This window comes from Acetomicrobium sp. S15 = DSM 107314 (genome assembly GCF_016125955.1).
GTDB classification, from domain to species: domain Bacteria; phylum Synergistota; class Synergistia; order Synergistales; family Thermosynergistaceae; genus Thermosynergistes; species Thermosynergistes pyruvativorans.
In genome coordinates this window covers 1-26,050 of record NZ_JADEVE010000273.1, presented here as the reverse complement: position 1 = coordinate 26,050, position 26,050 = coordinate 1, and the positions used below count along the sequence as shown (strand labels likewise).

The window sequence follows — 26,050 nt, the reverse complement described above, 5'->3', positions numbered from 1 at the left end:
CCCTCCACTTTTTCAAGAAAATAGCGCACCCTCGGGAAATGGCACATAGAGTATTAACCTAAAGATTACGAAAGAAGCTACCGTCACGATAGCTGTAGCCAAGGCGATCATTTTAAGCGAACTTTGCCCCAAGGCTACCATGGTGAGGGCGAAAAACAACGGTGTCGCCACGAAAAAGCCGAGGAGGTCGATTGACCAGATATAAATGACGCACAAAACAGCGGCAGCGAACATCCTACCGTAGCTCACTTCGCCATCCACAAGGGTTTTTTCTCTCTCCTCTTTCCCCCTAAACGTGGAAAGGAAAAGACTTGCTGAGAGGACACCCCAGATGATCATAAGGGCTTGTGGGAACACGCGCGCATCCTCGGTGAAGCTGTTGGAATGGACGTAACCCCATATGCAGAAGAGCAGCATTACGAGTGAGACGATTTTGTCGACCCTTTTCAAAGGCTTCACCCCCGATATCTATTTTTCATCTTTACTACCCGCGAAAGCTCGCCCTTAAGGGCAGCCATCATCATGTTCATGTCAGACGAAAGCTGCAGGAACCTGAAGCCTTGCCCGAGGCGGGCGTTTACCTCCTGGGCGTTCTGAAGGGATATTCCTGCGGCGACGCCGCACTTTTCGGCTGACTTCAAGACGTGATCAATGGCCTCGACGACTTTAGGGTCGTTTATGTCCGTTTTCCCTATCATGCCCATGGACGACATTAGATCGTTGGGGCCTATGAAGCCCACATCCACACCAGGCACGCTCAATATCTCTTCTGCGCGCTCTACAGCCTGTATGTGCTCGATCTGCACGACGATTACGATCTCATCGTTGGCCTTGCTCGTGTACTCTGCCCTACTGGCGTCAAAGCTCACCTCGTACCTGCCGCCGCCGTTGCTCCTATATCCCTTAGGCGGATACATAGCCGCAGCCACCGCTTCTTCGGCTTCGGCCCTGGAATTCACCATGGGCACGACGATACCCCAAGCTCCCGCATCCAGCACGCGCTTTATATGCTCGCCGTTGTTCCATGGTATCCTCGCCATGGGTGCCGTGTAATTCGATGTGTTTATCGCCATAAACATGGCCGCAGCGGTTTCGATAGAGATGGGATTGTGCTCCATATCCACCACGAGCCAGTCGAAGCCTAAACCGGCCACGCGCTCAGCCGAAAAAGGGCTGGGTATAGAAAGCCACGCGCCTATGCACGGTTTCTTCTCCCTGAGCAATCGCTTGAGGTGATTTTCTTTCATTTAAGCCTTCCTCCTCGCCTTGACTAAACATATGAAGAGTTATAGCTGTAAATTCACCAGGGGCTCTTTTCGTAGAGTCTCTTCAAGGTATCTTGTAGCTCGTATAGGTAGCGCTTATATTCTGCGGGGCCCATATATTTGATGAGTTGATACGCCTCTTCTGCTTTTTTCTTGAAGTCGGGATCGTCCAGCGTTTCTTTAACGGCAAGGCTCATCTTTTCTATTATGACCATCGGCGTTCCCTTAGGCGCCGAAAAACCGCGCGCAGAGCCCGATACTACATCGTAGCCGAGCTCTTTGAAGGTCGGGACATCGGGTAGGAGGTGCGAACGTTCTTCGTCCATTACGGCCAAAGCCCGCATCTTGCCGCCTTCGACATAAGGTTTAACCTCACTTACGTTGACTGCTCCGGCGTCCACGTGCCCTCCGAGGATCGCTGGCACATTTGCACCGGCTCCCTCAAAGGCAACCTGGGATACTTTGATGTCAGCAGCCTCTTCCAACAGTCTGACTGCTATGTAGTCGTCACCCCCCAGGCCGGAATTGGATACAGTTACTTTCCTTGGGTTTTTGCGGGCGTAATCGAGCATTTCTTCCATACTTTTAAAGGGACTGTCGGCCCGAACCACTATAACTCCTGGGTCATAGATGACGTTGCAGCACGGCTCGAAGTCCTCCAGTGAATAATTTGTCTTTCGCATGACCGGAAACGAAACCACGTTAGGTGTGTTTGTCCAAGCCCAGGTATAGCCGTCGGGCTTAGAATGCGCCAGTTCCACGAAACTTATCTCCCCGCCGGCACCAGGCTTGTTTACAATGATCACCTTCGCACCCAGAATCCTCTCCACATAAGGGAATAACAAGCGTGCTGTGATATCCGAACCTCCCCCTGCAGACCAACCTATGATCATATTTATAGGCTTGGACGGCCAACTCTCTTCCGCCACACTTAGAGATGAACAGAAAAGGAGGACCGCCATTACTACCACAGCCATGCGACCAAGAGTGCGCCAAGACAACCGCTTCACCTCCTCGCCGAAACAGAAAGGTCGGCGCCCGAAGTTGCGCCGACCTCCATGAAATACCTTTCACTTACCAAGGACTCTGCTTATACATTTCCTCTAAGTCATTGTAAATCTGCATCATGAACTCTTTATACTCTGTGGGGCCCATATATTTGATGAGCTGGCTCGCTTCTTCTGCCTTCTTCTGGAAGTCGGGATCGTCCAGAACCTGTTTCACGACTGTGGCCATCTTATCGATGATCTCTTTTGGCGTTCCCGCCGGCGCAGATATCCCGCGCGCAGAACCTGACACTACGTTATAGCCGAGCTCTTTGAAGGTCGGGACATCGGGTAGGAGGTGCGAACGTTCTTCGTCCATTACGGCCAAAGCCCGCATCTTTTGGGCGTTGACGTATGGCACGGCCTCTGTGACGTTGATAGCCCCTGCAGCTATATGGCCACCGAGTAGCGCTGTCGTTAAAGGTGCAGCTCCATCGAAGGGCACTTGGGTCACCTTCACACCAGTCTCCCGCTCCATTAGCCGAACGGCGATGTCGTCGTCAGAACCCCTCCCGGTATTGCCGATCGTAATAACGCCGGGGTTTTCTTTCGCATACCCGATAAATTCTTCCATGCTCTTAAACTGGCTGTCGGTCCGCACTACGATGATGCCGGGATCATACACTATGTTGCAGCACGGCTCAAAGCTCTCCATCGTAAATTTGGTCTTACGCGCTATGGGAAGGCTCTGGGTTTGCGGCGAATTAGCAAATCCCCAGGTATAGCCGTCGGGCTTGGACAACGCAAGCTCTGTAAGGCCTATCTCCGTAGCCGCGCCCGGCTTGTTAACTATGATAACCTTTTGACCCAAAATCTTTTCTGCGTAGGAAAAGACCAACCGCGCTATAAGATCAGTGCCTCCACCCGCTGCGTGAGGGACAATGATTGTGATAGGTTTCGTTGGCCACTCCGCCGCACTTGCTACACCGCAAACCCCTACCATCGCCAAAATAGCCACAGCACTCAACAGAGTCCAAAAGCGTCTCTTCTTCATACCGATTCCCCCTTATCGCAAATTTTTGCATTCTGTGCGCATTTAAAATTAGCACCTGGCAAAATTAATGTCAATACCTGATGCAAAAATAAAAATCTTTATATTTAAGGACTATAGGGCATAAAACCTGATAGGTAAATTGCGTGAAGATACGTTGATCAATACTGACTTTAAGAAGCGAGCCTTTGCTTTTTTGCAATTCTTAGCTCCCCTCTCCTTTAAGGTGAATGTGAATGTTGCTCTCACTCTCACATTCACATTCACATTCACATTCCCTGGGGCAGATGGCAAACAAGGGGAGCCCAGGTTTAAGATCCGGGAGTTAATCTGCCTTCGGCCTTCATTAAGAGAAGAGATAATGCTCCTTGACCTTCAAAGCCACGATCGCCACGGCTACGCCCTTCGCCGCGTCGAATGCCAGGAAGGGGAAAAGGCCGACTTGCATTGCCCGCCAGAAGGATGTCGGAACTCCAGCCAGATAATTGAGATTTAGATAGAGGACAAGGATACCAATTGCATCGATCGCAGCAATGCCAGCTAACGACGCTGCCAAATATTGCCAGAAGTTCTCACCTCGCCCGATTCTTGAAATTGTCCCCACAACCCATGACGCTACAGGGAAACCCAATATAAAACCGAATGTGGGATGAAGCACATACTGCACTCCCCCACCGCCGGAAAATACAGGGAGGCCCAATAATCCCATGGCAAGGTAAAGCAGTTGGGAAGCGCACCCGCGCCGAGGGCCGAGGATCGCGCCAGAAAGCAAGACGAAGAAGACCTGGAGCGTGAAAGGAACAACCGGGAAGGGGATGCGTATATACGCCCCTATTGCTGTAAGGGCTGCAAAGAGAGCCGCTAAGATGAGGCCTCGAGGCGATTTCATGAGGATTTAACCAACCTAACGAAAGGAGACAGAAGCTTTGTCCGAAGAAGACCAGGTGCGTCCAAGGGACTCCATCTCGGCATCTGTTTTGAGAAATTATTTATAAGAAACCTCATGCGATTGGTCATCGTAGGTGCAATCAACATGATATCACTCTCCATCGATGAGCACCTTGTTCCACATGTGATCGTTCCCCGCTACGAGCTGTTGGGAGAGCCCGTTTGTTAGAGATGTTAAACAGTAGGAAGAATAAAGCCAAAAACGATACGGCTATGGACTTTATCCTCGTTCTTTCAGCCATTCCCATCCCTCTATCCAGAGGCGCCTCCTGTACGCTTCAAACATGGCCTCTGCCTCATTTGCGAAGCTAATAGGGACCGGCACTACAAGCTTAACGCTTTCGCTATACTCTGCGGAAATGTCTTCCTCTTTAACGCCAAAGGTTTTTAGATCGGCCAAAAGCGCATTGCGCCGTTCGTATGGAACCAGGATGCAAGCCCTTTCAGTCGGCACCCACGATGCCTTGCCTGCCTGTTCCAAAGCCAAGGCAGCACATCCGCCGTACGCCTCTATAAGGCCGCGGACTCCGAGCTTTATCCCGCCGAAATAACGGCTAACTATAACCGCAACGTGTGTTAGACCGCTGCGCTTTATCGCGCCCAAGATAGGCCTTCCAGCTGTGCCCGAAGGCTCCCCGGCATCGGAGCAGGTTTCAACTTGCCCGGCACGAAAAGCCCAACAATTGTGCGTAGCGTCGCGCCGGACATGTGAGATCTCTGATATGCGCTCCCTCGCTTCGCCCTCCGAATGAACTTTGCGCACGGCAGCAATGAAGCGCGATCTCTTTATCGTGACCTCGACATCCACTTCGTGAGCTGGCTCAAAGAAAGGGCCTTCATTCATATTTCCGCCAGCACTCCAGAAGCGCCCTGTATGTCTCATGGAGCGCCTCCGGCAATACCTTCACATCGCCCACGACAGGCATAAAATTCGTATCCCCGTTCCATCTCGGGACCAAATGAAGATGCACATGCCCCTCAAAGCCGGCGCCGGCAATCTTGCCCATATTTACGCCCAAATTAAAGCCTTGAGGAGACATGGCATTTCTTATGACCTTTATGCATTTTTGGGCGAGGAGGTTCATCTCTAACAGTTCGTCATTGGTCAAATCGTCGTAATTCCCAGTATGGCGATAAGGCGCTATCATGAGATGCCCGGGGTTGTAAGGAAAGGCATTGAGCATGACAAAGCATTCTTCTCCCCTGACGAGGATCAACCGCTCTTCGTCTTTGTCCTCTCTTGGGAAAGCGCAGAATATGCACTCGATCTTATCGGCCTGCGAAATGTAAGCCATCCGCCACGGAGCAAAGAGAGTGTGCATTAAGCCACCTCCACCGGTAATGTTTCACGTGAAACATTATAGCCCCGATTTAGCCTCCACGCGGATTTGTCCAAAGCAAGCTTTGAGGCCGGCACATTTAGGTGTTCCTCTCAACAGGCCTTAACGTTTTCGGTCCCAATTGTTTCAAAAACGAGCAAAAACCGGACAACCTTTATAAAAACATGCCAGCCTCAAAGCTCCACCTATTGTGACTTTTTGCCTATTTCAACACCGCACCTTCATCGGCCGAAGAGACGCTCCGAGAATACCTTGCCAAATACCCGGACTGCACCTTCAACTCTGGAGGTTGCCACTCCGCCTTCCTTTTAGCTATCTCCTTCGCGTCTATCAAGAGGTCGAGTCGCCTTGCCGGGATGTCTATCAGGATCTCGTCTCCGTCTTTGACGAAGGCAATCGGTCCGCCCGCCGCCGCTTCCGGCGAAACATGACCGACACAAGGCCCACGAGTAGAACCGGAGAATCTGCCGTCGGTTACAAGGGCAACGGACTCTCCGAGACCCATGCCCATCAACGTTGTAGTAGCCGTCAGCATCTCTCTCATACCGGGACCCCCTTTGGGACCCTCGTAGCGTATGACCACTACATCGCCGGGCTTAACACCTCCGCTTCTCATTGCTTCGATAGAAGCCTCTTCAGACTCGAACACCCTCGCTCTTCCGGTAAACACCAGCATCTTCTCCGATACGGCCGTCTGTTTGACCACAGCCCCATTAGGGGCAAGGCTCCCTTTCAATATGGCAAGGCTCCCAGAAGGAGCGTATGGCTCTGTGGCTCTTTTTATGACCTGCGCGTCGCGATTGTGCGCCCTTGAGGCAATTTCTAAAACGCTCATGCCGGAAACGCCGCGCACGTCCGCGTGGAGCAGACCTAATTCTAAGAGCTCTTTCATCACGGCAGGCACCCCGCCTGCCGAATCCAGGTCTTTCAGCGTATGTTTCCCAGAGGGTTTGATTTTGGCCAGATACGGCGTCTGTCTGCTGATCCTCTCGAAATCGTCAGGCGTTATTCGCAGCCCCACTTCCCGCGCTATTGCAGGGATGTGCAAGAGGCTATTGGTGGACCCACCTACGCTCATCGCCACGCGGATGGCGTTTTCGAAAGCCTCCACCGTTAGAAACTTGGAAGCAGGTCCGGCATTTTGCATAACCAGCTCTACAATCCTCATGCCAGTCTCTTTCGCTGTCCGCGTTTTTTTGGAATCCACCGCGTGAATCGTGGCGCAACCGGGGAGCGCCAACCCCAACGCCTCCGCGACGACCGACATAGTATTGGCCGTGCCCATCATCGCGCAAGAGCCAGGCCCCGGAATAACGCATTCTTCGAACTCTTTGAACTCTTCGTCGGTCAACAGACCTCGACTCCAGAGCCCAGAAGCTTCCCTGACTTCGTATATAGCTTTATCCTCACCCTTAAACTTGGCTGGCAACATCGGGCCGCCTGTCAGCATTATAGTCGGAATCGGAAGTCTCGCCATAGCCATGAGCATTCCGGGCACTATCTTGTCGCAACCGCCTATGCATACCAGCCCATCCAAGCGCTGAGCTTGTGCCATTACCTCTATTGAATCCGCTATTATTTCTCGGCTGGGCAGAACATAACACATGCCTTCATGTCCCTGCGCAAGCCCGTCACAGATAGCGATGGTGTTAAATTCGAATGGAATCCCGCCGCCCAGCAACACTCCTGCTTTTACGGCTTCAGCCAATCGCCGCAAGTGCATGTGGCCGGGGTGCATTTCGTTAAAAGAGTTAGCGATACCGATGAAGGGTCTGCTCATATCTTTGTCGATAAGACCTATGCCGCGAAGATGAGCTCGGTGTCCTGCGCGATCGATCCCGTTTACCAGCTCGCTGCTTCTCAAATTTGAATCCTTATACTCTTGCATCTGCTAAAAGACCTCCTCTGCCGCAAATATACCTTTTGCTTCCTTAGCATCAACCGTCAGACCAATACGCTACTAAGTCCGCTTTCTACCGTGGACAGACTGACATGGCGAGCTTGTTATCCCAGTTGAGATAAAAAGGACATCTGCAAACGACAATTTAAATCGCTTCCTTTGCCGCTGTCAAGTTTAATTCAATAGTATAATACGATTTCTAAGTACGTGGCCATTAAAAAATCGGGCAACTATCAAAAAGCGGAACGCCGACCAAAGTTCAAGAGGTTTTTGTCCACCACCGCTTTACATATGAAAATAAAGTTTTGGCCGTCAAAGTTTGCCAACATCCGTTGATCAAGCGACAAAAATACCGTCAGATCGTTCACATAACCATCAAAATTATATGGCTATCACCTTGTTAGAGCCATTTCTTCTTTCGGAAATATAAAACCATGGCACCGGCAATGCCGCCCATTACGCCAAGAACTACCGGATAAGCCCAGGGAATTTCAAGTTCTGGCATATAGGCGAAGTTCATCCCGTAGATACCGGCGATAAAAGTTAAGGGGATAAAAACGGTGGCAATGATAGTTAGCACCTTCATGACTTCGTTCATTCGATTACTGACGCTGGATAAATAAATGTCGAGCATTCCCGAAAGAATGTCCCGCAAGGTCTCCACGGAGTCGATTATCTGGATTGCATGGTCATATAGGTCTCTCAGGTAGATTGACGTATCGGAAGCGATCAGGGAACTTTTGCCGCGCTCAAGACCAGAGAGTATTTCACGAAGAGGCCAAGCGGTTTTCCTCAAAAATATCATATCGCGCTTGAGGGCGTTGAGTTTCTGAATTGACTTTCCTCCGGCGGTCTCAAGTATTTCTTCTTCGAGAGCCTCAATCTCGTCGCTTATCTTTTCGAGCAGCAGAAAATATCTATCTACGACGGAGTCCAACAGCGCGTAAGCCAAGTAATCGGCGCCGGCCTTGCGAATTAGCCCTTTGCTGAGTCTGAGTCGTTCTCGCACCGGATCAAAGACATCGCCCGGCTTTTCCTGAAAGGTGAGCACGCACTTATCCATAAGGATCAGGCTTACTTGCTCTATATCGATAGCCTGGCGTGCTTCATCATAATCTACCATCTTGAGGACTACATACAAATACTCGCCGTAATCTTCTACTTTTGGGCGTTGCGTGGTGTTGCAGATATCTTCCAAGACTAAAGGGTGAATCCCAAATTGCTCTCCGAAAGACTGTATCAATTGCAGATCGTGAAGGCCGTCTACGTTGACCCAAAGAACACCTTTTGAACCCATACTGGCCCGGCATTCAGCAGCACCATCCATCACTTTTATCGATAAGTCGTCTTCGCTATAGCGCAATGCGGTGATCTTCGGTCTCTCTGTTTTTCGTTCCCCTACATGGATAAGGGTCCCTGGAGGTAGCCCGGGTTTTATAAGACCCTTTCGGCGGCGCCTCTTTACAGATTCCTCTGACTTTTTTGGAGCTGCTTCAGAGTCTGTAGGCCTTGACGGTTTTTCACTATTCAAACTGCCTTCGCCTCCCAGCACATCCGCAAAGAAAGCAAGCTCAAAGGAAGGAATGTTTCACGTGAAACATCGGTCATTAGTTCAGTGTCTATGCGGTTTCAGAGCTAAGCGCGTTACTTTGAGCGCCACTTCTTTATGAGATCCTTGAGAAAAACCCAACCTTGCCAGAGGCCAAATATGGCGCCGACGGAAGCACCGACCTGGGGCAACCATGGCGGTCCACCGCGATCATGGATGTGCTTTCCGATGAAAAGCCCCAGGAAGATATACCCGCCCACCAGGAGAGCAGTAGCGATCACTCTGCCAAAAAGCGCTATGTCCTCCAGGGAGTCCTTAGAAAACCTCATGAGGGTCACCTATCACGATGGAGCGCCTTTAAGCACTCCATGCCCTCAAAGGCGAGCCATTTCCTGTGGTCCCATGCGAGCCACTCGTTACCGGCGATTCTGAACTCTGTATAGGCCATGTAAAATGGATTTTTCGCGGTAAGTATCCTAAATGCCTTACAGGGGTCACTGCAGCGGCGGGAGTATTCCCAATAGAAGTGGCCTATATAACCCTCTGCAGCAAACCTGTTCCCAGAGTGCATCATGCACTGGTGCTTTAGCTCGCCGGCTACCATACCCAAGTCGTAAGAACGATCGCCCCAAGCGATATTTTCGAGGTCTATAACCGCCACACTGGTTCTCTTGAATAGAAAGTTAGACGGCGTAGCGTCGCCATGGATAAGGCATTTTCGGCCATCCCTCAAAAGGGGAAGCTTGGTCCATTTTTCGATGAGACATCGCATTTGCCTCGCCGCATTCGCATCGATTAAGTTTGCCCTCTCGGCTCTCTTAATCTTCCCCATAAAAGACCGAAGAATTTGAGAAGTCTCTACGCCTTCAGTGTCAGTGTGTTTGTGGAGGGAGTACAAAAAATCTGCCAAGGCTGAGAGTTTATGCTTGAGGGTCTTTTCCTTACCGTTTAAGACTGCCTTTTTTATGTAATGGCTCAACTCCTTACCCTCAAAAAACGGGTAGGCGATCAGGAAGCGCTCTGTATCCACAAAGAAGGGAACGGCAATGCAGTGACCAGCGCCGCCGATGTCAAACCTTTCAAGGAGATGCACATTTTCGAGCTCCCTTTGAAAGCGCCTGCGCTTGATCTCGTCGTTCACCTGGTCTTCCGCATAGGACTTTATCAAAAACGCAATGCCGCTCTTCTTTTCGACGACCTTAAATACATGATGAGAGGCCTGCAACCGATAGACGCGAAAGTCCAAACGATCCAAATTGGGAGAGAGCTCCTCTTGTCGAGCTTGGAGGACCCTGTCTTTCAGATAGTTATACAATTCGCCCCCTCGACTTACCTTGCCTTCCTCGATTTTCATGCCCTGCTCCCTGTGCCTATCAGGACATCGGGAAGTTCAGCCGCGGAATTCACGACGAATGTGGGCTTGGCGACGTTCTGATCCTTATTGCCATATTCCGTCATCACCAACACCGAACTCATTCCCACGGAGTTGGCTCCTTGGATATCTCTAAACGTATCGTTTCCTACGAAGACCGCCTCTTCGGAAGAAAGCCCAAGTTTTTTGAGGCAGGACAAGAAAAGCCGCCCGTCTGGCTTCCTGAAGCCATAATCGCTCGATACAACGATGGCGTCGAACATGTCATGGATGCCGAACATTTTGAGCTCTGGCAGGACGATACATCTTTGAGCGTCGGATACGACGCCGAGCTTGAAACTCCTCTTAAGCCGGGTGAGCGCTTCAAATACGCGAGGGTAAAGCCTTATCCGCTTCCTGGAGAGGGCCCTGTGAAGCACGGCCACATCTTTTACGAAAGTGGACTTGTTGAGCTTTAGATCGTAGACATCCTTGTTTTCGCTGGCAGAGAGAATCTCGTGCCATATGCGCTTGACGTCTATTTCGGGATACTGCTCCTTGCTGTTCTTAAGCTGCTTGGCTATCTTTTCGAAATAGAACCATTTAACCTCATCGGCGCTCAAGTATACGCCCCGGTAGCTCAAAAACTTCGCCAGATTATCGTAAACGCGCCAATCTTCCTCATCGGTGGATATGTCGATGAGGGTAGTGTATACATCAAAGACTATCGCCTTCATCTGCCGCGCCGCCCCACGCTCTGCCTCGCTTTACTTTTTCTCCCCTCATGATGTAGACGATCCGTTCGCCCACATTGGTGGCGTGGTCGCCGGCCCTCTCCAGATGCCTGGCGACTTGGATGAGATAGAGGGCGTTCGTTATGAGCCTTGGCGTTTCCAGGATATAGGTCAGAAGTTCCCTAAAAATCTGGTCGTAAAGGGCGTCCACCTCGGCATCGAGCTCCCAGATGGGCGTCACCCGCGAGGCGTCGCGCGCCTTCAAAGCCTCCTCACAAAGGCTAATCATCTCGCAAACGTCCTTAGACATCCTCGGCAGGTCTATAAGCGGCTTGAGCAACGGTTTGTTGGCCAGAATTTTTGCAGCCTCGGCCACGTGGACGCCGTAGTCACCGATCCTCTCCAGATCAGTGATGATTTTAGACAGGCCGACGACGGCGCGCACGCCCTCTCCCTCTTGGCACCTTTGCAGCGCCTTTATGCAGGCCTCTTCGATCTCAAGCTCCAAGTCGTCCACACACTTGTCCCCCGTTATGACCTCATCGCCCAAGAGCTCATCCCTGTCCACGAGGGCATTCATCCCCTTAGCGAGGGATTCCCTCACCAGCCTCATCATTTCGAGCGTCAGCTCGACTATTCTCGTGCTCTCTCCATCCCACAATCTGCCCCCTCCTTTCGCATCAGGCGCGTCCGTAAATCTTCGCGCCTCAATTCTCGACGGCGGCCGTCAAAACCTTAGAGGTTTTTCGAATGGATCAGCGCGATTGCATTGTATCACGCCTTTGTACGTATGTAGGAATTTTAACGAAAGGTTAATATTCGGGGGCGGGAGTTGCTCCCGCCCCCGAATATTTGCACAGTTACTGAGACTGAAGTCTTGTGCTACTTTTCAAACTGCTTTGCATATTCCGCGTCGTTATATAGAGGCTCCCCGTACTCCGCCACACCGAAGGTCCTGAATATCTCCTGCCCTTCTTCGGAGGCCATAAATTTGACTAACTCGACGGCCATGCGCGTGGAGTCGCTATCGTCAGGGAGGGTGAGGGCGTGATAGATATTGACGATCTCGGGATCGCCCCTAAAGAGGAGCGTCAAATTCTTGATATCTTTCTTCACCGTTATCCAGGTGCTGCTGTCGGTCATAAAATAGCCGCGAAGCTCGTCGCATTTTTTGAGCGTCGCGATCATAAAGTCGCCGGTGACGACATACCAATCCCCGGAAGGAGTTATCCCGGCCTTCTTCCAGATGGACATCTCTTTCACGTGCGTGCCTGAATTATCTCCCCTCGACAGGAACGTAGCCTTTGAGTTCGCGATCTTAGTAAAGGCCTCTACGGCGGTCTTGGCCTCTCTTATGCCGGCTGGGTCATCCTCAGGGCCTACTATGTAAAATTCGTTGGAGCCGATGAGAGTCCGATTTGCAGCCCATCCCTCTTCTACCGCTTTCTTTTCAAGAGCGGGGGAATGAGACATACACATGTCAACAGCCTTATCCTTGAGCATTTGGAGTGCAGCCCCAGAACCTGCCTGTATCCAGCAGATCTTAGCATCGTGAGTCTTACAAAATTCTTCCGCTAAAGCTTTTACGAGGCCGAGTTCCCCAGGGCTTCCGGTAGCAAGCCTTACCGTGATTGAGCCATTTCCATACGTTTCCGTACACGCAGGAGCCTCGGCCAAAGCCGCAGCCGAAAAAAGGAACAAACCCAGGGACAAAAGGACCGCTAAAACCGCACACCTTCTCATGTTACACACCTCCGTTAATTTAATTAAAAAAATAAGGAAGCCATCCCGCATCACAAGAAGGCCTCCCTATTTAACCCTTGCAATCCTCCTTTCCAAACGCGGGAGGCGTCATCGTTTCCGAAGGCGCCCTAACGACCCATCGCCATAGGCAAGCTGCCCTTAGGCAAAAAGGCTCGGAGGCTTTAACCGCTATTAGACTTGCTCAAAATTTATTGTATTAGCCCCTATGCCTGTTTTCAACCACTCGAGCCGATCGCCTTGACACCATATGGCTAAGGGTGCTATAAAGCATGGCAATATTTTGATGTCATTGACGGAGGTGGTGAATTGTGAGATAAATCGACGCAATGCGGAGCAAGGGTCGGTTAAGGGTTCTGCCGCCGGCGACATCGGAGAAGCGGCCTCGGACAATGCCGGTGGACGAGTAGAGATTTCAGAGGAGGTGCACAAATGAAGGGCATCAAGGGAAAGTTTTTAGCTTTAACGATCGGTGCAGCGCTACTTTTGAGCACTGCCACAGCGACAATGGCCGCCCAGGTCTCGGCCGATTCGCTCAAAAGTGACATAGCCTCGTTCCTGGACGAACACGCAGGAGAATTTGCATCGGTGGCCGACGCCATATGGAGTTATGCCGAATTAGGATTTCAAGAATTCAAGTCTTCAGAAGCACTCATCAAACTCTTCGAGAAGTACGGCTTTTCCATCGAGAAGAACGTATCCGGCATGCCCACGGCATTCATCGCTACTTGGGGCTCGGGAAGCCCGGTCATAGGTTTCACCGGCGAGTATGACGCGCTGCCCGGCCTTTCGCAAAAGACCGTTCCCCAAAAAGAACCCGTCGTTGCCGGTGCGCCCGGACACGGCTGTGGCCATAATATCTTGGGCACCACGGGCGCCGCTGGAGCGATAGCTCTGAAGGCCGCCATGGAAAAAAGCGGTGCAACCGGCACAGTGAAGTTTTTCGGCTGCCCGGCCGAGGAATCTGGCTCTGCCAAGATATACATGGTGCGAGACGGACTCTTTGACGGCGTAGACGTCGTATTGGACAACCACCCCGGCAACAAGTACGATGTGGCGTACGGAATCCACAACAGCGCTATCATAGGTGTCAAGGTCAGGTTCTTCGGCAAGACGGCCCACGCCGGTTCGGCCCCGTGGGACGGCGTGAGCGCCCTCGACGCCGCCCAAATCATGGGGACGGCTATCGAATACGCCCGTGAGCACTTGAATATAGGCTATAGGATTCACTACGTGATACTACAAGGTGGAGACTGGCCCAATATAGTTCCAGATAAGGTAGAAGTGGCAGCTTTCATCAGGAATAATGACGAAATGTTGATGAAAACATATGAAAAGTTCGAAAATTGCGTTAAAGCCGGCGCCATCGCCTCAGGATGCACATACGAGATAGAGACAATGTTAGGTATGCACCAGAAGCATATCAACGAAACTCTTGCCAGAACTATGTACGATAACGCGAAGCTCTTCGGCCTTCCGAAATGGAGCGATGAAGAACAGGTCTATGCCAAAGAGATTCAAAAGAATATGGGCGTTTCTCAAGACGGCATGCCCAACGACATAGAGCTGGTCCCACAACCACCCGTTTTCACGGGTGGAGGGTCCACCGACATAGCGGAAATCAGCATGGTTTGCCCTCTGGCTACGCTCGGTGCACCGGGCTGGCCCAAGGGCGTGCCGGGGCATTCCTGGGGCGTCGTGGCATCGGTAGGCACGGGCATAGGCCACAAAGCGCTCGTTACGGGCGCCAAGGTTTTGGCGGCCACAGGGGCGGACATCCTGACAGATCCTGCAAAACTTGAAAAGATCAAAGCCGAGTTCGGCGAGGAGAGTAAAAAATATCCGTATAAACCATACATTCCCGACGACATGAAGCCGCCTCTCGGTCTCTTTGAGGAAGATATGCCCAAGTGGCGCCCGTTGATGGAGCCATATTACAAAGAGCCCAAAATTTAATCCCTCAAAGACCGGATCTTGAATCTTGGCGGTTTTCGTTCTACAGGACATAACAACCAACTGCCAAAAAGCGCGCTCGCGGGGACTGTTATAACAGTCCCCGCGAATATTTTACACTGTATCCCAACCCATATGTTCCTATCCCGCAAACTTTGAAGTAGTTGAAGTAACCTAAATGGACGAGTACAATCCTACCCGGGACTAAAGCGCAAAAACATCAAAATCAACCTAACGACGATCCCGAAGAAAGAAGGTGCTTTCATTGAAAATAGGCGAAATCATCGAAGAGTTCGTCTGCAAGCCTTCGAAGATTGCCGTCGTCGGGGCCTCACAAAACCGCAACCGCCCTGTATACGGCGTCATGACATACTTAAAGAGGGCAGGTTTCAACGTATATCCGGTCAACCCTTCTCTGGAAGGCAAGACCCTCCTTGACCTGCCCTGTTACGGCAGGCTGTCAGATGTGCCGGAAAAGGTCGACATCGTAGCGCTGTTTCTGTCTTCGAAGCGTCAGGACGTCGTGTTAGAAGATTTACGAAGGCTTCCCTACAGGCCCATAGTCTGGATGCAGCCCGGAGCTGAAAACGACGAAGCGAAGGAACGTCTCGAGCGAGATGGTTACGACGTGGTCAAGGGTGCTTGTCTGATGGCTACCCACCAGGTTTATTGCGCCCTTGACAAATCGGCTCGAGAGGAGATAATTGGTCAGTTGCCATGAAGGGCATGCAATCGAAGGGCGCCCGTGGATGGGCGCCCTTTTTTGTGCCTGTCTATAATACATTTAGTAGGAGGAAACAAGCTATTGATGAACGAAACTAACACCGCCTTCTTTGAGGGCATCGGAACGAGCCTCGCACAGAGGCTCGAGGAAAGGGGATTTACGAGCTTTACGCCCGTTCAGGAGGAAGTCCTCAAGTTGGAAGACAAAAGACGTGACATGATCGTACGGGCGAAGACCGGCTCGGGAAAGACCCTCGCCTTTTTGCTCCCTTTATATGACGAAGGGAGGCTCGAGAAGGGATCTCCGCGCATTTTAATCCTTTCACCTACGCGGGAATTGGCTCAGCAGACGGCGCAGGAGGCCAAATGGCTCGCTCGAGGGTTAGATATCGCCGTAGCGACACTTGTGGGCGGCATGGACATGTCCGCCCAGATTAGCGATCTCAGACAGGGCGCCTCGGTAATCGTAGGGACTCCAGGCCGCACATTGGACCACCTCAGAAAAGGCACTCTCGATATGGAGAGCATCCACACGGTCGTCCTTGACGAGGGCGATCAAATGCTCGACATGGGCTTTCGCGATGAGCTCGAAGCCATCCTCGATGCCGCAACCTCAAGGGAGCGAACCTGGCTCTTTTCCGCAACTATGCCTCTGGAGATGCGCAAACTCCTCAAGAAATATCTCGAAGAACCGTGCTTCCTCTCCCTCGTGGAAGAAGGGCAGCAACACTCAGAGATTCGTCACAAAGTCTATCAGGTTCCACATCGGAGAAAGATCGAGGGGCTGATCAACGTCCTCCTTTGGGAAAACCCCAAAAAGGGGCTGATCTTCTGCCACACTAAGGCCGAAACGGTCAACGTCTCTCGCCGTCTGTCGGAAGAAGGCTTCGCAGCCGCGTGCCTTAACGGTGATATGACTCAGAGGGAGCGCAACACAGTGCTGTCGGCGTTCCGCAAAGGACACATCGCGCTCCTCGTCGCCACCAATGTCGCCGCCAGAGGCCTGGACGTGCCCGAAATCGACAAGGTCTTCCAGCTCGGCCTGCCCGAGGACGTTGAGACCTTCACCCATCGAAGCGGGCGTACGGGGAGAGCCGGAGAGCGGGGCGAAAACGCGATCGTCCTCTCTCCGCAGGAAGCGCTGACGTTTAAAGGTATGTTGCGACAGACGTCAATCGAGGTCGAGTGGCTCGATGCTCCGGACAGCGAAGACATCAGACATAGACAGAGGGAAATAGAAGAGCATATTCTTCTCGATGGATCTGAAGACGATACCAGAGAGGACCTTATGGAGTGGGCGCGAAGGCTGCTCGAAATGGAAGAACCCGAAGTCCTCGTTTCGAGGCTTCTCGAGAAAATAGACAGTCACAGACCTGCGGGCTATGCCCTCAAAGAAGAGTTGCGGCGGGAGCAGGCCTACAGATCGTCGCGGAGTGAAAGGGCCCCAAAAACCGACGATGCTGAGGCGCGAGGAGGATCGCGAGGGCCGGCCACGTCAGTGCTCATGGCTCTCAAGCCCTCCAGGGAGTGGAATGTGGGTAGAGTCTTGAGCAGCATCTGCAATGCCCTCAACGTTAGCGGTAAAGACGTGTCGCGAATCAAAATCCGAGGAGATTCCGTGCAAATTGAGCTCTCGCCAGAAGCGTTAAGGAGATACAAAAACAACTCCGTGGCTCTCGAAAAATGGGGATTCGTAAAAATGGAGGCTCCCGCGGAAAGAAGCCCAAAACCCTACTTAAAGAGCGAAAAGCGAGGAAAGCGCCGGATCGTCAAAGACCGCAAGGATCGCCAGAGGGCCTATTAGCACATGTCTTTGAAATTGCACCCATCGCCGCCTTTGCCAGGATCTGCTTCCATCGAACCCTTACCGTATATTTAGGGGAATTTCTCAGGAATTGTTAAGCTGGTGTCTCCTGTGCCGTTTGTACAGGAGACACCAAACCCTACGCGTTGGACCACAGATCTAAGCCAACTCCCTCGGGTATCTTCGACGATAACAGAGCAACTACTTTAAGAGCCTAAAACAACATGGTTCCGCATTTTAGCCTCAAGTACAAATCTGGTGCCTTGCTATACTCACGGCTATTGCGAGGGGCTATTGCATAGCTCAATCATGGCGTCCTTTACATCTCCCGGATGTAGAGCAACCACTTCTTTTGCTTCTAAGGGGGGCAATTATTTCCGCGGAAATAATTGCGGCGCCGCCGACTCCATCAATTCCACAAGAAGGCGAACCTGCTCTTCGTCAAACCCCTCTATCACCAGGCGCTTTCGCTTCCCTCGTCCGATCAACTTGAGCCTTATGCCGTAACGATCGCACAGATTTTTGGCCTCCGGTATGGAAAACTGTGGGACAGTTTTCTTTGGCGCCTTACGGCGCTTGATAACCTGCTCCAAATCCCTGACACTTAATCCTCGCTCCGCGCACGCTTCGGCGAGCAGCACCTGTTCGTCTGCGCTCTCTAAAGAGAGGAGCAACCTCGCATGCCCCTCTGAGATCTTTTCCTCGAGCAAGAGGCTGCGGACGCGCTCCGGCAGGTCAAGGAGGCGAAGTTTATTCGTAACGGCAGAGCGGCTCCATCCCAAGCGAGAGGCCGCCTCTTCATGAGTGAGGTGAAAGCGCTCGATCAGATCTTTCAACGCACGCGCCACCTCCAGAGGGGATAAGTCCTCGCGCTGGAGGTTCTCTACCAGGGCAATCTCGAGTGCTGCGCTGTCGTTTACATCTATCACTTGCACGGGCACGGAAGATAAGCCGGCCATTTTTGCAGCGCGCCAGCGGCGCTCTCCGGCTACGATCTCGTATCCATCCTTCGCGGCCCTAACGATAATGGGCTGGACAATTCCGTGTTCTCTTATGGAATCGGCGAGTGATTGCAGTTCAAGAGCGTCCATCCTCTGACGCGGCTGGAGAGGATTGGGCTTCAAGGACTCCACGGGGAGTTCCTTCTGTAGAGTATCTACCGGTCGTTCTGCGCTCGGTATAAGCGCTTCGAGGCCTCGACCTAATGCTTTACCGCGAGCCATCGTCTCTCAACCTCCTCCGCCAAGGCCTGAAATGCCAGCGCTCCTGTGCTTGAGGGGTCATAATATGCGATCGGCTGGCCGTAGCTCGGCGCTTCAGATAACCGCACGTTGCGCGGTATTATGGCCTCGAAAACGAGGTCGCCGAACTGGCGGCGCACCTCCTGGGCAACCTCCTGCGAGAGGCGCGTCCTGCTGTCGTACATTGTAAGCAGGATGCCCCCTACAGTCAGCCCATCGCTCAAATGCTTTTTTATCAGGTCTATCGTTTTGAGGAGCTGCGACACACCCTCAAGGGCATAGTATTCGCATTGTATGGGGATGAGGACGGAGTTTGCGGCCACCAAGCTGTTGATCGTGAGGAGCCCTAAAGAAGGCGGGCAATCTATCAAGATCAGGTCGAAGTCGTCGACCTTGGATAAGAAGCGGAGTAGGCGAGTCTCGCGGCTCAAGGTCCCCGCGAGTTCGACCTCTGCCCCTGCCAGGTCAATCGTTGCTGGGATGACAGAGACACCTTGCCATGATGTAGAAATAATTATTTCTTCAATAGAAACATCATTGATCAAAACATCGTAGGTGGTATATTTCAAGGCGCTTTTGTCTACCCCGAGGCCGCTGGTGCTGTGAGCCTGTGGATCCATGTCGACCACCAGGACGAGATGGCCTCTCTTCCCGAGTTCGGCAGCGAGGTTGACGCAGCAGGTGGTTTTGCCCACCCCTCCCTTTTGATTTGCCACAGCCACTACAGGCAATCGGCTCACCTCCACCAGGGCCGTTTTTCGGCCATCCCCGGCCTTCTTGGGTACTTATCGGGGCATAGATCGACCTTCTCCCACAGCACTATATAACGCTCTTTCCCCCTTATCTCATAACGCTCCAATTTTGGCTCGTCCAATCCCAACTCAGACCACCGCCCAGTCAACGGATCCAACTCGGAGCGCACCCCGCGCCCTTTGAACGCCAACAGGGTGCCGCCCACTTTGACCAGGGGCGAAAGATATTCGACCAAGACTCCGACTTCTGCCACGGCGCGGGCAGCTGCAACGTCATAGAGTTCGCGCCGCAGTGACGCCTCTTCCTCGGCTCTTGCCCATACGACGCGCACATTCTCCAGCTTCAGTCCCTTTATTATCCGCTCCATGGCTTCGCATTTTCGCCTCGTGGCCTCGACCAGGCTCGCCGTAAGGTCCGGCCTGCATATCGCCCACACTATACCGGGCAAGCCGCCGCCGCTTCCCACATCCACGACGCGCCCCGAAGGCGGAAGTAACGGCAGCGCCGCAGCGCAATCGAGGATGTGCTCCTCCCATAACGTTTCGGCGTCAGACGGCCCAACCAAGCGCACATACCGATTATAATCGAGCAGAAGCTCCGCGTACTCTTTGAGCTTTGTCTCGTGCGGTTTTATGGCTTCAAGGATCTCGCGCATCAACGGTATTCCGAGACGGAGATCTCCTTATCGGCAGGGTAGGTTATCCTGTAGCGCAGCTTTATAGCTTGAGCCTGGCCGGAAGCGAGGCGCAACTTCCACGTGATGATGCCCCTGTCCGTCTGCTCTGCGGGCTTGGGGCTGATTTCCTTTATCTCGACCTTTATGTCGTCGTGCGCGCTGACGGGAACCCTGTCGGTCAAAGTAATTTCAACCTCGCTGGACAAGCCATTATTTACGCGGATCTCGTAGCCTTCTTCGAGCCAACCCTTTCCCCACCATTTCTCGTCCCCTTTGGGAATAAGGCGTTCTTTTGTCGCGCTCACAAGTGGAACACGGCCGAGCGGTATCGTAACCGGCTCTCCGCGGTTTACCGCCGCCAATTTGATCTTCCCTGATGGCGTACCATCGATGTAGTTTTGAGCCTCGCCAGGAATGAGGGGACGGTCCAGGGGTTCCGTTTCGGCTATCATCCAAGCCGCGGTATCGAAATCCGGAACGCATACGACCTTCATCTTGGCCTTCAAAGTCATCTCGTCCAGGGGAAGATAAGACGGCGTTCCATCGCCATTCACGTTACCGTGGACAAGGTATACGATATCGACCTTCGTCTCCAAGACCTCTTTTGCGAATTGCGCACTATCTTTGGCCATGCCGGCCTCTAATGACCTGAAAATCTTCACCGGAGGCTTAAAATCGACGACAAGCGGCGTAAGTTCGGGGATAACCACGCTTTCCGCTGGTTTTACAGTATGAAGAGCAAGTTCGCCGCCCCAAGGTACGCCGCACTTTTGAGCGACCTCCGCCTGCAACGAGATGGTAAGCCTGCCAGAGTTAAGATCGCCAGCTACCTTGTAGGCGGGCGTCCACGAAGCGCCCCTCACCTGCGCCCTGACGGTCACATTCCCTTCACCCTCTGATACGACTACGATTCGGATGCCGCTTTTATCGGCCGGAGCTCGCGAATTCCACTCTTCCTGCAGGAAATTCAGATGCGCCACTTTGGCCTCGAGTTCGTGCGCCTTGCGGCGCATCTCGAGCTCAAGTGCCTTCCGGCGCTCTTCCAGCGTCGAAAGCAACCGTGCGAGGTCGTCCGACTCCGCCTGCAACGAAACGTTTTCGAGGTGCAAAATAGATTGTTTCAAAGCTGCGATCGTCGATTCCATTGCGTCAATCTCCGCCCGGCACTCGTCAAGCTCCCTCTTCAAGGGCAAAAGGCCGTCGGGGATCCAGTCTCCTAAATACACCTTCTCTTTGACGACGGAAACTATCCTCACGCCGGGACCCGGAAGGAAATCGACGCTCTCTCCGTCCACGGCGGGAGGAACGATGATCTCCGCCTCACCAGAGGGGAGCACGAACGACATCGTAGCCCCGTTCGGATATATATCTACGCTGCTCGGCGCTGCAACTTGCGCCGACGCCGGGAAGCAAGCGACAAACACGATCAATAGTCCAAAAAGCGCGCGCAGGCTAAAACGCCACGGTTCGCACCCGGCGCTCTTCGGGGCATCTCCGTTCAAAACACTTCGCCATCCGCTCAAAGCATCTCTCTCAGTTTTCAAAATCGATCCCCCTTTTCGCATCTAAACGGGCATCAGCTGCGCGCTGCGGCGTGAAAGGCCACGAGCGCCTTTGCCACCTCGATAACGATTATGTTAAGATAAACCTCGCCGCGTTTTGCGTCGGCGAGGTGAGCATCGCCGCTGTGGCCATCTGTCCCGACCGAATGCCCAGGCCGCTGCAGGTAAACCCCTGTCGCCCCTTCAGCAGGAATGTTTTTCTGCGCCGGAGGCAATAAATCCAAGTCGACCAAGTTCGGCTTCAAGGCAAGCATTAGGGATGTCTCAAAATAACCCGCGTGACCGGGTACCTTCACGCCGATCTTAAAGAGGTCGGTCTCCCTTTCGAGGGCCCTTTCGGCGACATCCCAGTAATTACAGGTGCCCACGACTACCGGGCGCTTTAGCGGAGTTTTCCTTGTAACTATGCGGGCGGCCTCGACATTTCCGCCGTGCGAGTTGAGGATCAGTATCTCTCTAAAGCCCGAGGCATGAAGCGATGAGACTACATCCGAGAGAAGATCGATCAAAGTCTCATTGCTGAGGGAAGCGGCGCACCAATAGAGGTGATGATCGGAGCTCCCAAAGGAGAGCACGGGGCAGAGGACGATGGGGACCTTGCTCGAAGCCTCTGCAGCCGCCCTGCGGGCGATCGCGTCGACGATTATAGTATCCGCACCAACCGGCAGGTGCGGTCCGTGCTGTTCCACCGAACCCACCGGCAATAAAGCCAACGCTTGTGGGGCAATCTGAGCAAGCCTGCCTCTCGTCAGTTCAAGGAGGTCATACATCCTCAATCACCTCTCCCCACCGCTTCACTTTAACTCTCACCGACCACGAGGCCAGTTTTAGAATGCATATATACTATCGGCAAGCCAGGCTTTCTCGGCGATACCCAGAGTATGAAATGGGCTGCAAAGACCATAGCACTTAGGAGCGGCAAAGGCAATAGCTCAAGCCCGTCATCGGATTTTTTAAAACAGTGCGGCGTACTCCAAAGGCAAGTAATCGTTTATCTCAAGCGCAGGGCACGTCAAACTTGAAGGGGCTAAGGGCAAGCGAGAGCCTCCTCGCAACTGTAACCCTTAACCCCTATCGCTTTACTTCATCCGAAGCAGGTCGAAGTCAAAGCACAAAAACGAGCACAGGCGCTCGAGCTTATTCCGAAAGCCTTTTTAAAATCATGCACGCGACCTTTTCGCCAGAAAGAAGCATGCCTCCAAAAATGGGGCCCATCCTGGGGCCGCCAAACGTAGCGTTGCAGGCCATGCCAGCCACGTACAGACCCGGGAACACCTCTTTCGTGTTCTCCAAGGTCAGTCTCTCGGCCTCTTCGGGGTTCATAAACTTCTCTCCTTCTATGTTTTTCGAAGGCGTCAACAACCTCCCAGGGGCTTTCTTGGCAACCATAGCCACAACCTCGGTATCGTGTCCTGTGGCGTCTATTACGTAGCGCGACCTAATCGAGAGCGGATCAACGTGTAGGTTGGCCATCGAGACAGCCGTCCAGTTTATGACGAGCCCAGAGATCCTGTCGTCTTTTGCGACTATATCCTCAACGCTGATGCAGTTGAACACGACGAGGCCGGCCTTCACGGCCTTGCTCGTTATAGTGCTTACGGCTTCGACGGAATCTGCTGTATAGTAGCCGGCCTCTTTATAGGGCAGCGCGCGCACATCGAGCTCGTCCAATAGGCGCTTGGCGTCTTCTTGAACTACTATTTCGTTAAATAACATGCCTCCGCCCCACATGCCTCCGCCGACGCTGAGCTTTCTCTCGTAAAGCGCAACCCTATGTCCCGCCTTCGCCAAAAAATACCCAGCGACCAGCCCCGAAGGGCCACCGCCGACGATAGCCACGTCGAGCTCGAGGTTATTCATAAGCTTATCGAAATAACGCTCCGCTATCGCCTTGGTTATCGTAACCTCATCCAGTCTCATCTTTCATCGCTCCCTCTATATTTGATACGCACCGCGAACCATCTTCACGGCGCACAGCTTGCCGCACATCGTGCACGCTTCCCTGTCCGAAGCCACCTTCAATTTACAGCGCACCAGCTCGGGGTCTAATGCCTCGGCGATAATCCCATCCCAATCGAGGTGCTGTCTGGCCAAGGAGATCCTCCTGTCTTTTTCCGCCGCACCCGGCACGCCCTTGGCGATGTCAGCCACGTGGGCAGCTATCCTCGAAGCCATGACGCCGAGATACACATCCTCCTCATCCGGCAGGCCTAAATGTTCGGCCGGCGTCACGTAACACAAGAAGTCCGCCCCTGCTGAACCTGCCAGCGCGCCGCCTATAGCGGCGGTAATGTGATCGTATCCTGCGGCTACGTCCGTAGGAAGAGGCCCCAGCACGTAAAAGGGCGCACCGTTACATAGGCGCTTTTGAAGCTGCACGTGCGACTTTATGTGTTCAAGCGGCACATGTCCTGGTCCTTCAACCATCACCTGGACTCCTGCAGCAAGAGCGCGTTTAGCCAACTCGGCCAGTATCATGAGCTCCTCTATCTGCGGTCCATCTATGGCATCCACGATGGAACCGGGCCTGAAGCCGTCTCCAAGGCTCAAGGTCACGTCGTAGCGGTGGGCAATGCCCAACAGGTGGTCAAAGTGCTCGTAAAGGGGGTTTTCCTTGCCGGTTTTACGCATCCAGTAGAGATGAAGCGAACCGCCGCGGCTCACGCACGGCATAATTCTTTCGAAAGAGGAGAGCTTGTCGGAAGACTCGCACGTGACGCCGCAATGCACGGTGATGTAATCGACACCCTGACAACACTGCTCTTCTATTGATGAAAAGAGCCTCTCCTCGCTCATCTTTTCCAAAGGCTCGCCGTCGCGCGCCATCTCCGCCGCCACGGCGTATATCGGTACAGCCCCCACCATGACCGGTGACCTCTTGAGGAAGAAAGACCTGATGGAGTGGAGATCTCCCCCGGTCGAAAGGTCCATGATCGAGTCGGCCTGCGCTTTTAAGGCTGCGGAGAGTTTTCGCTCCTCGAATGCGAGGTCCGCACATTCGTCGCTCGTCCCGAGGTTCGCATTGACTTTCGTCTTGAGCCTATGGCCTATCGCTTTTATGCAAGAGAAGGAGTGATTTACGTTCTTCGGTATCACCGCCAGCCCCGCGGCCACGAGCTCACGAAGCTCCTCGGGGGTTATACCTTCGCCTTCGGCGGCAAGTTGCATCTCTTTTGTGACGATGCCAGTCTTGGCATAGTCGAGTTGGGTTTTTTGCATGCCTTTCCCTCCCAATATGTATTTGGAGGAGGGGATAAGCATTGAGGAAGGGCCAAAACAAAAGGCCGCTACACAAGCGGCCGGAGAGAATTATAACCTCTAACTTCCTCTCGCCATTCCCTCCGCCAGCATTACCTGGATCAGGTTCAAGGGGTACCTTCTCAGCCCATTGCTTCGGGGCGCCCCCATGGCGAAATATGTAATTGTCGCTAATAGTATTTACCATTCTTCTGCTTTCTTGTCAACGAGCTCAGAGGCTGTTTGAAAATTTCCTTTCGCGCCATGACAAAAAGAGGACAAAACAATATTGCCTATATCCCACAAGAAGAAGCTCAAGCAAAAACTACATGAAAAACCTGAACCCTGATCGCTGTTAAATATCTCCGGACGTGAGATTGATAGCGCTGTTTTAGTGCTTCAAGACAAAAGCTCGCATCGAGCGTATTGGAGATCTCCCAAGATAGCACATACCGGCTATACCAGTCCATTATCGCTACAAGGTACATAAACCCCCTATTCATCCTGATGTACGTTATATCCGTGCTCCAAACAGAATCGGGCTCTGTAATTACCAAACCCCTTAGTAGATAAGGGTACTTCTTGGATTCGTCAGATGATGTGCTCAAGCCTCGTTTTCTCGGATATATCGCCTCAATCCCCATAAGCCTCATGAGCCTCTGTACGCGTTTGCGGTTTACTTCATACCCTTGCTTCTTTAGCCAATTTGTCATTTTCCTGCCATAAAAGGGTGCCTTCGTATATTGCTCATCTATCAGCTTCATGAGGTGGAGATTATAGTCGCTCTCTCCTTGAGTTTCGTAATAGTACGATGACCTGGGAAGCGTACGAGCTCGCACTGCCTATATATAGCTATATCTGGATTCTTTGGCTCTACCATTTTGCGCTTTTCACCGGCTGAACATTGTAGATTTTTTTTTGAGCCATTAAAACTTTCCCTTCAACTGTCCTATCTGTCGGGTAAGCTTTAGCCTCAAGCTCCTCCCCTCTTTTTTGGCTTTAGGCACGTTATCGCTAAATATGGATGGTAATTCCTCGAGCAGTTGCTTCTTCCAATGTGCTATTTGAGTCGAATGTACCCCATATTCGCTGGATATCTCCGCTATTGTCTTTTCTCCCTTTACTGCTTCTAAAGCTATTTTAGCTTTTAATGTAGCATCGTATTTCTTGCGAATGTTGCCCATATGTCTGCCTCCTTTTTGTATATACAGGCTAA

General features: G+C 52.5%; 25 protein-coding genes, 1 pseudogene and 2 riboswitches. Of the genes and pseudogenes, 4 read left to right on the top strand and 22 right to left on the bottom strand.

All coding sequences use genetic code 11. The features are described 5' to 3' along the window. Positions 1-12: 12 nt before the first annotated feature. The 14 genes from EZM41_RS07420 to EZM41_RS07355 all read right to left on the bottom strand — a co-directional run bounded on the left by EZM41_RS07420 (position 13) and on the right by EZM41_RS07355 (position 12,867). The gene (locus EZM41_RS07420; protein ID WP_198470482.1) at positions 13-450 is read right to left on the bottom strand and encodes a tripartite tricarboxylate transporter TctB family protein; all 438 of its coding nucleotides are present in this window, start codon (positions 448-450) and stop codon (positions 13-15) included. Positions 451-455: 5 nt separating this feature from the next. Next, the gene (locus tag EZM41_RS07415; RefSeq protein ID WP_198470481.1) at positions 456-1,247 is read right to left on the bottom strand and encodes an HpcH/HpaI aldolase family protein; all 792 of its coding nucleotides are present in this window, start codon (positions 1,245-1,247) and stop codon (positions 456-458) included. A gap of 53 nt (positions 1,248-1,300) precedes the next feature. After that, a complete protein-coding gene (locus EZM41_RS07410; protein ID WP_198470480.1) occupies positions 1,301-2,266 on the bottom strand; it encodes a tripartite tricarboxylate transporter substrate binding protein in 966 nt (321 codons plus the stop codon). 73 nt (positions 2,267-2,339) lie between these two features. Next, on the bottom strand, positions 2,340-3,305 hold the full coding sequence (locus EZM41_RS07405; RefSeq protein WP_198470479.1) for a Bug family tripartite tricarboxylate transporter substrate binding protein: 966 nt from the start codon (positions 3,303-3,305) through the stop codon (positions 2,340-2,342). Positions 3,306-3,648: 343 nt separating this feature from the next. Continuing rightward, positions 3,649-4,191 carry a biotin transporter BioY gene (locus EZM41_RS07400; RefSeq protein WP_198470478.1) on the bottom strand — a complete coding sequence of 181 codons (543 nt, stop codon included), beginning with the start codon at positions 4,189-4,191 and terminating at the stop codon, positions 3,649-3,651. 279 nt (positions 4,192-4,470) lie between these two features. Continuing rightward, entirely contained in the window at positions 4,471-5,133 is a 663-nt protein-coding gene (locus EZM41_RS07395; protein ID WP_232619183.1) for an IMPACT family protein, read from the bottom strand. After that, positions 5,087-5,572, bottom strand: coding sequence for an HIT family protein (locus EZM41_RS07390; RefSeq protein ID WP_198470477.1), 486 nt, complete (start codon positions 5,570-5,572; stop codon positions 5,087-5,089). Before EZM41_RS07390 ends, EZM41_RS07395 begins: the two co-directional genes overlap by 47 nt. Before the next feature lie 220 nt (positions 5,573-5,792). Continuing rightward, a complete protein-coding gene (gene ilvD / locus EZM41_RS07385) occupies positions 5,793-7,478 on the bottom strand; it encodes a dihydroxy-acid dehydratase (RefSeq protein WP_198470476.1) in 1,686 nt (561 codons plus the stop codon). A 412-nt stretch (positions 7,479-7,890) separates the two neighbouring features. After that, positions 7,891-8,853 (bottom strand): magnesium/cobalt transporter CorA, encoded by a 963-nt coding sequence (corA, locus tag EZM41_RS07380; RefSeq protein ID WP_232619182.1) that lies wholly within the window; start codon positions 8,851-8,853, stop codon positions 7,891-7,893. Between the two features lie 281 nt (positions 8,854-9,134). After that, a complete protein-coding gene (locus tag EZM41_RS07375) occupies positions 9,135-9,368 on the bottom strand; it encodes a hypothetical protein (protein WP_198470474.1) in 234 nt (77 codons plus the stop codon). A gap of 5 nt (positions 9,369-9,373) precedes the next feature. Then, entirely contained in the window at positions 9,374-10,393 is a 1,020-nt protein-coding gene (locus EZM41_RS07370) for an aminoglycoside phosphotransferase family protein (protein WP_198470473.1), read from the bottom strand. Then, positions 10,390-11,127 carry an HAD family hydrolase gene (locus EZM41_RS07365; RefSeq protein ID WP_198470472.1) on the bottom strand — a complete coding sequence of 246 codons (738 nt, stop codon included), beginning with the start codon at positions 11,125-11,127 and terminating at the stop codon, positions 10,390-10,392. The genes EZM41_RS07370 and EZM41_RS07365 overlap by 4 nt, the downstream gene beginning before the upstream one ends. Further along, positions 11,108-11,785 carry a phosphate signaling complex protein PhoU gene (gene phoU, locus EZM41_RS07360; protein ID WP_198470471.1) on the bottom strand — a complete coding sequence of 226 codons (678 nt, stop codon included), beginning with the start codon at positions 11,783-11,785 and terminating at the stop codon, positions 11,108-11,110. The genes EZM41_RS07365 and phoU overlap by 20 nt, the downstream gene beginning before the upstream one ends. A gap of 221 nt (positions 11,786-12,006) precedes the next feature. Further along, the gene (locus tag EZM41_RS07355; RefSeq protein WP_198470470.1) at positions 12,007-12,867 is read right to left on the bottom strand and encodes a substrate-binding domain-containing protein; all 861 of its coding nucleotides are present in this window, start codon (positions 12,865-12,867) and stop codon (positions 12,007-12,009) included. Positions 12,868-12,936: 69 nt separating this feature from the next. Further along, positions 12,937-13,058: riboswitch (molybdenum cofactor riboswitch) on the bottom strand. A 131-nt stretch (positions 13,059-13,189) separates the two neighbouring features. On the opposite strand from EZM41_RS07355, the gene EZM41_RS14190 reads away from it, so the two are divergent. The 4 genes from EZM41_RS14190 (at position 13,190) to EZM41_RS07340 (ending at position 17,365) form a co-directional block, all read left to right on the top strand. Then, positions 13,190-13,321: a hypothetical protein gene (locus tag EZM41_RS14190; RefSeq protein WP_269778882.1), complete on the top strand. Its 132-nt coding sequence runs from the start codon at positions 13,190-13,192 to the stop codon at positions 13,319-13,321. Then, positions 13,318-14,841, top strand: coding sequence for an amidohydrolase (locus EZM41_RS07350; protein ID WP_198470469.1), 1,524 nt, complete (start codon positions 13,318-13,320; stop codon positions 14,839-14,841). The genes EZM41_RS14190 and EZM41_RS07350 overlap by 4 nt, the downstream gene beginning before the upstream one ends. 262 nt (positions 14,842-15,103) lie before the next feature. Continuing rightward, on the top strand, positions 15,104-15,559 hold the full coding sequence (locus EZM41_RS07345) for a CoA-binding protein (protein ID WP_198470468.1): 456 nt from the start codon (positions 15,104-15,106) through the stop codon (positions 15,557-15,559). Between the two features lie 87 nt (positions 15,560-15,646). Beyond that, positions 15,647-17,365, top strand: coding sequence for a DEAD/DEAH box helicase (locus EZM41_RS07340; RefSeq protein WP_198470467.1), 1,719 nt, complete (start codon positions 15,647-15,649; stop codon positions 17,363-17,365). Between the two features lie 371 nt (positions 17,366-17,736). On the opposite strand, the gene EZM41_RS07335 is transcribed toward EZM41_RS07340, so the two are convergent. From EZM41_RS07335 to EZM41_RS13740, 8 genes and pseudogenes are all read right to left on the bottom strand, one after another. After that, positions 17,737-18,588, bottom strand: coding sequence for a ParB/RepB/Spo0J family partition protein (locus EZM41_RS07335; RefSeq protein ID WP_198470466.1), 852 nt, complete (start codon positions 18,586-18,588; stop codon positions 17,737-17,739). After that, a complete protein-coding gene (locus tag EZM41_RS07330; RefSeq protein WP_446697826.1) occupies positions 18,567-19,328 on the bottom strand; it encodes a ParA family protein in 762 nt (253 codons plus the stop codon). Before EZM41_RS07330 ends, EZM41_RS07335 begins: the two co-directional genes overlap by 22 nt. 14 nt (positions 19,329-19,342) lie before the next feature. Then, positions 19,343-20,014 carry a 16S rRNA (guanine(527)-N(7))-methyltransferase RsmG gene (gene rsmG / locus EZM41_RS07325; RefSeq protein WP_198470464.1) on the bottom strand — a complete coding sequence of 224 codons (672 nt, stop codon included), beginning with the start codon at positions 20,012-20,014 and terminating at the stop codon, positions 19,343-19,345. Further along, positions 20,014-21,579 (bottom strand): DUF4139 domain-containing protein, encoded by a 1,566-nt coding sequence (locus EZM41_RS07320; protein ID WP_198470463.1) that lies wholly within the window; start codon positions 21,577-21,579, stop codon positions 20,014-20,016. Before EZM41_RS07320 ends, rsmG begins: the two co-directional genes overlap by 1 nt. 32 nt (positions 21,580-21,611) lie before the next feature. Further along, on the bottom strand, positions 21,612-22,367 hold the full coding sequence (locus tag EZM41_RS07315) for a creatininase family protein (RefSeq protein WP_198470462.1): 756 nt from the start codon (positions 22,365-22,367) through the stop codon (positions 21,612-21,614). 367 nt (positions 22,368-22,734) lie between these two features. Then, on the bottom strand, positions 22,735-23,517 hold the full coding sequence (locus EZM41_RS07310) for a sulfide-dependent adenosine diphosphate thiazole synthase (protein WP_198470461.1): 783 nt from the start codon (positions 23,515-23,517) through the stop codon (positions 22,735-22,737). A 15-nt stretch (positions 23,518-23,532) separates the two neighbouring features. After that, positions 23,533-24,816 carry a phosphomethylpyrimidine synthase ThiC gene (thiC, locus tag EZM41_RS07305; RefSeq protein ID WP_198470460.1) on the bottom strand — a complete coding sequence of 428 codons (1,284 nt, stop codon included), beginning with the start codon at positions 24,814-24,816 and terminating at the stop codon, positions 23,533-23,535. Positions 24,817-24,916: 100 nt separating this feature from the next. After that, positions 24,917-25,013: riboswitch (TPP riboswitch) on the bottom strand. Positions 25,014-25,164: 151 nt separating this feature from the next. Beyond that, positions 25,165-26,018: pseudogene (locus EZM41_RS13740) on the bottom strand (IS3 family transposase); the annotation flags it as partial. Between the last annotated feature and the right edge of the window lie 32 nt (positions 26,019-26,050).

Bases quoted from the DNA above. Each gene is read 5' to 3' on its own strand.
- EZM41_RS07370 (WP_198470473.1), bottom strand. From the start codon at position 10,393: ATGAAAATCGAGGAAGGCAAGGTAAGTCGAGGGGGCGAATTGTATAAC.
- EZM41_RS07340 (WP_198470467.1), top strand. From the start codon at position 15,647: ATGAACGAAACTAACACCGCCTTCTTTGAGGGCATCGGAACGAGCCTC.
- rsmG (WP_198470464.1), bottom strand. From the start codon at position 20,014: ATGCGCGAGATCCTTGAAGCCATAAAACCGCACGAGACAAAGCTCAAA.
- thiC (WP_198470460.1), bottom strand. From the start codon at position 24,816: ATGCAAAAAACCCAACTCGACTATGCCAAGACTGGCATCGTCACAAAA.
- EZM41_RS07335 (WP_198470466.1), bottom strand. From the start codon at position 18,588: ATGGCTCGCGGTAAAGCATTAGGTCGAGGCCTCGAAGCGCTTATACCG.
- EZM41_RS07390 (WP_198470477.1), bottom strand. From the start codon at position 5,572: ATGCACACTCTCTTTGCTCCGTGGCGGATGGCTTACATTTCGCAGGCC.
- EZM41_RS07310 (WP_198470461.1), bottom strand. From the start codon at position 23,517: ATGAGACTGGATGAGGTTACGATAACCAAGGCGATAGCGGAGCGTTAT.
- EZM41_RS07350 (WP_198470469.1), top strand. From the start codon at position 13,318: ATGAAGGGCATCAAGGGAAAGTTTTTAGCTTTAACGATCGGTGCAGCG.
- EZM41_RS07355 (WP_198470470.1), bottom strand. From the start codon at position 12,867: ATGAGAAGGTGTGCGGTTTTAGCGGTCCTTTTGTCCCTGGGTTTGTTC.
- EZM41_RS07315 (WP_198470462.1), bottom strand. From the start codon at position 22,367: ATGTATGACCTCCTTGAACTGACGAGAGGCAGGCTTGCTCAGATTGCC.
- EZM41_RS07415 (WP_198470481.1), bottom strand. From the start codon at position 1,247: ATGAAAGAAAATCACCTCAAGCGATTGCTCAGGGAGAAGAAACCGTGC.
- EZM41_RS07405 (WP_198470479.1), bottom strand. From the start codon at position 3,305: ATGAAGAAGAGACGCTTTTGGACTCTGTTGAGTGCTGTGGCTATTTTG.
- ilvD (WP_198470476.1), bottom strand. From the start codon at position 7,478: ATGCAAGAGTATAAGGATTCAAATTTGAGAAGCAGCGAGCTGGTAAAC.
- EZM41_RS07375 (WP_198470474.1), bottom strand. From the start codon at position 9,368: ATGAGGTTTTCTAAGGACTCCCTGGAGGACATAGCGCTTTTTGGCAGA.
- EZM41_RS07400 (WP_198470478.1), bottom strand. From the start codon at position 4,191: ATGAAATCGCCTCGAGGCCTCATCTTAGCGGCTCTCTTTGCAGCCCTT.
- EZM41_RS07395 (WP_232619183.1), bottom strand. From the start codon at position 5,133: ATGAGACATACAGGGCGCTTCTGGAGTGCTGGCGGAAATATGAATGAA.
- EZM41_RS07365 (WP_198470472.1), bottom strand. From the start codon at position 11,127: ATGAAGGCGATAGTCTTTGATGTATACACTACCCTCATCGACATATCC.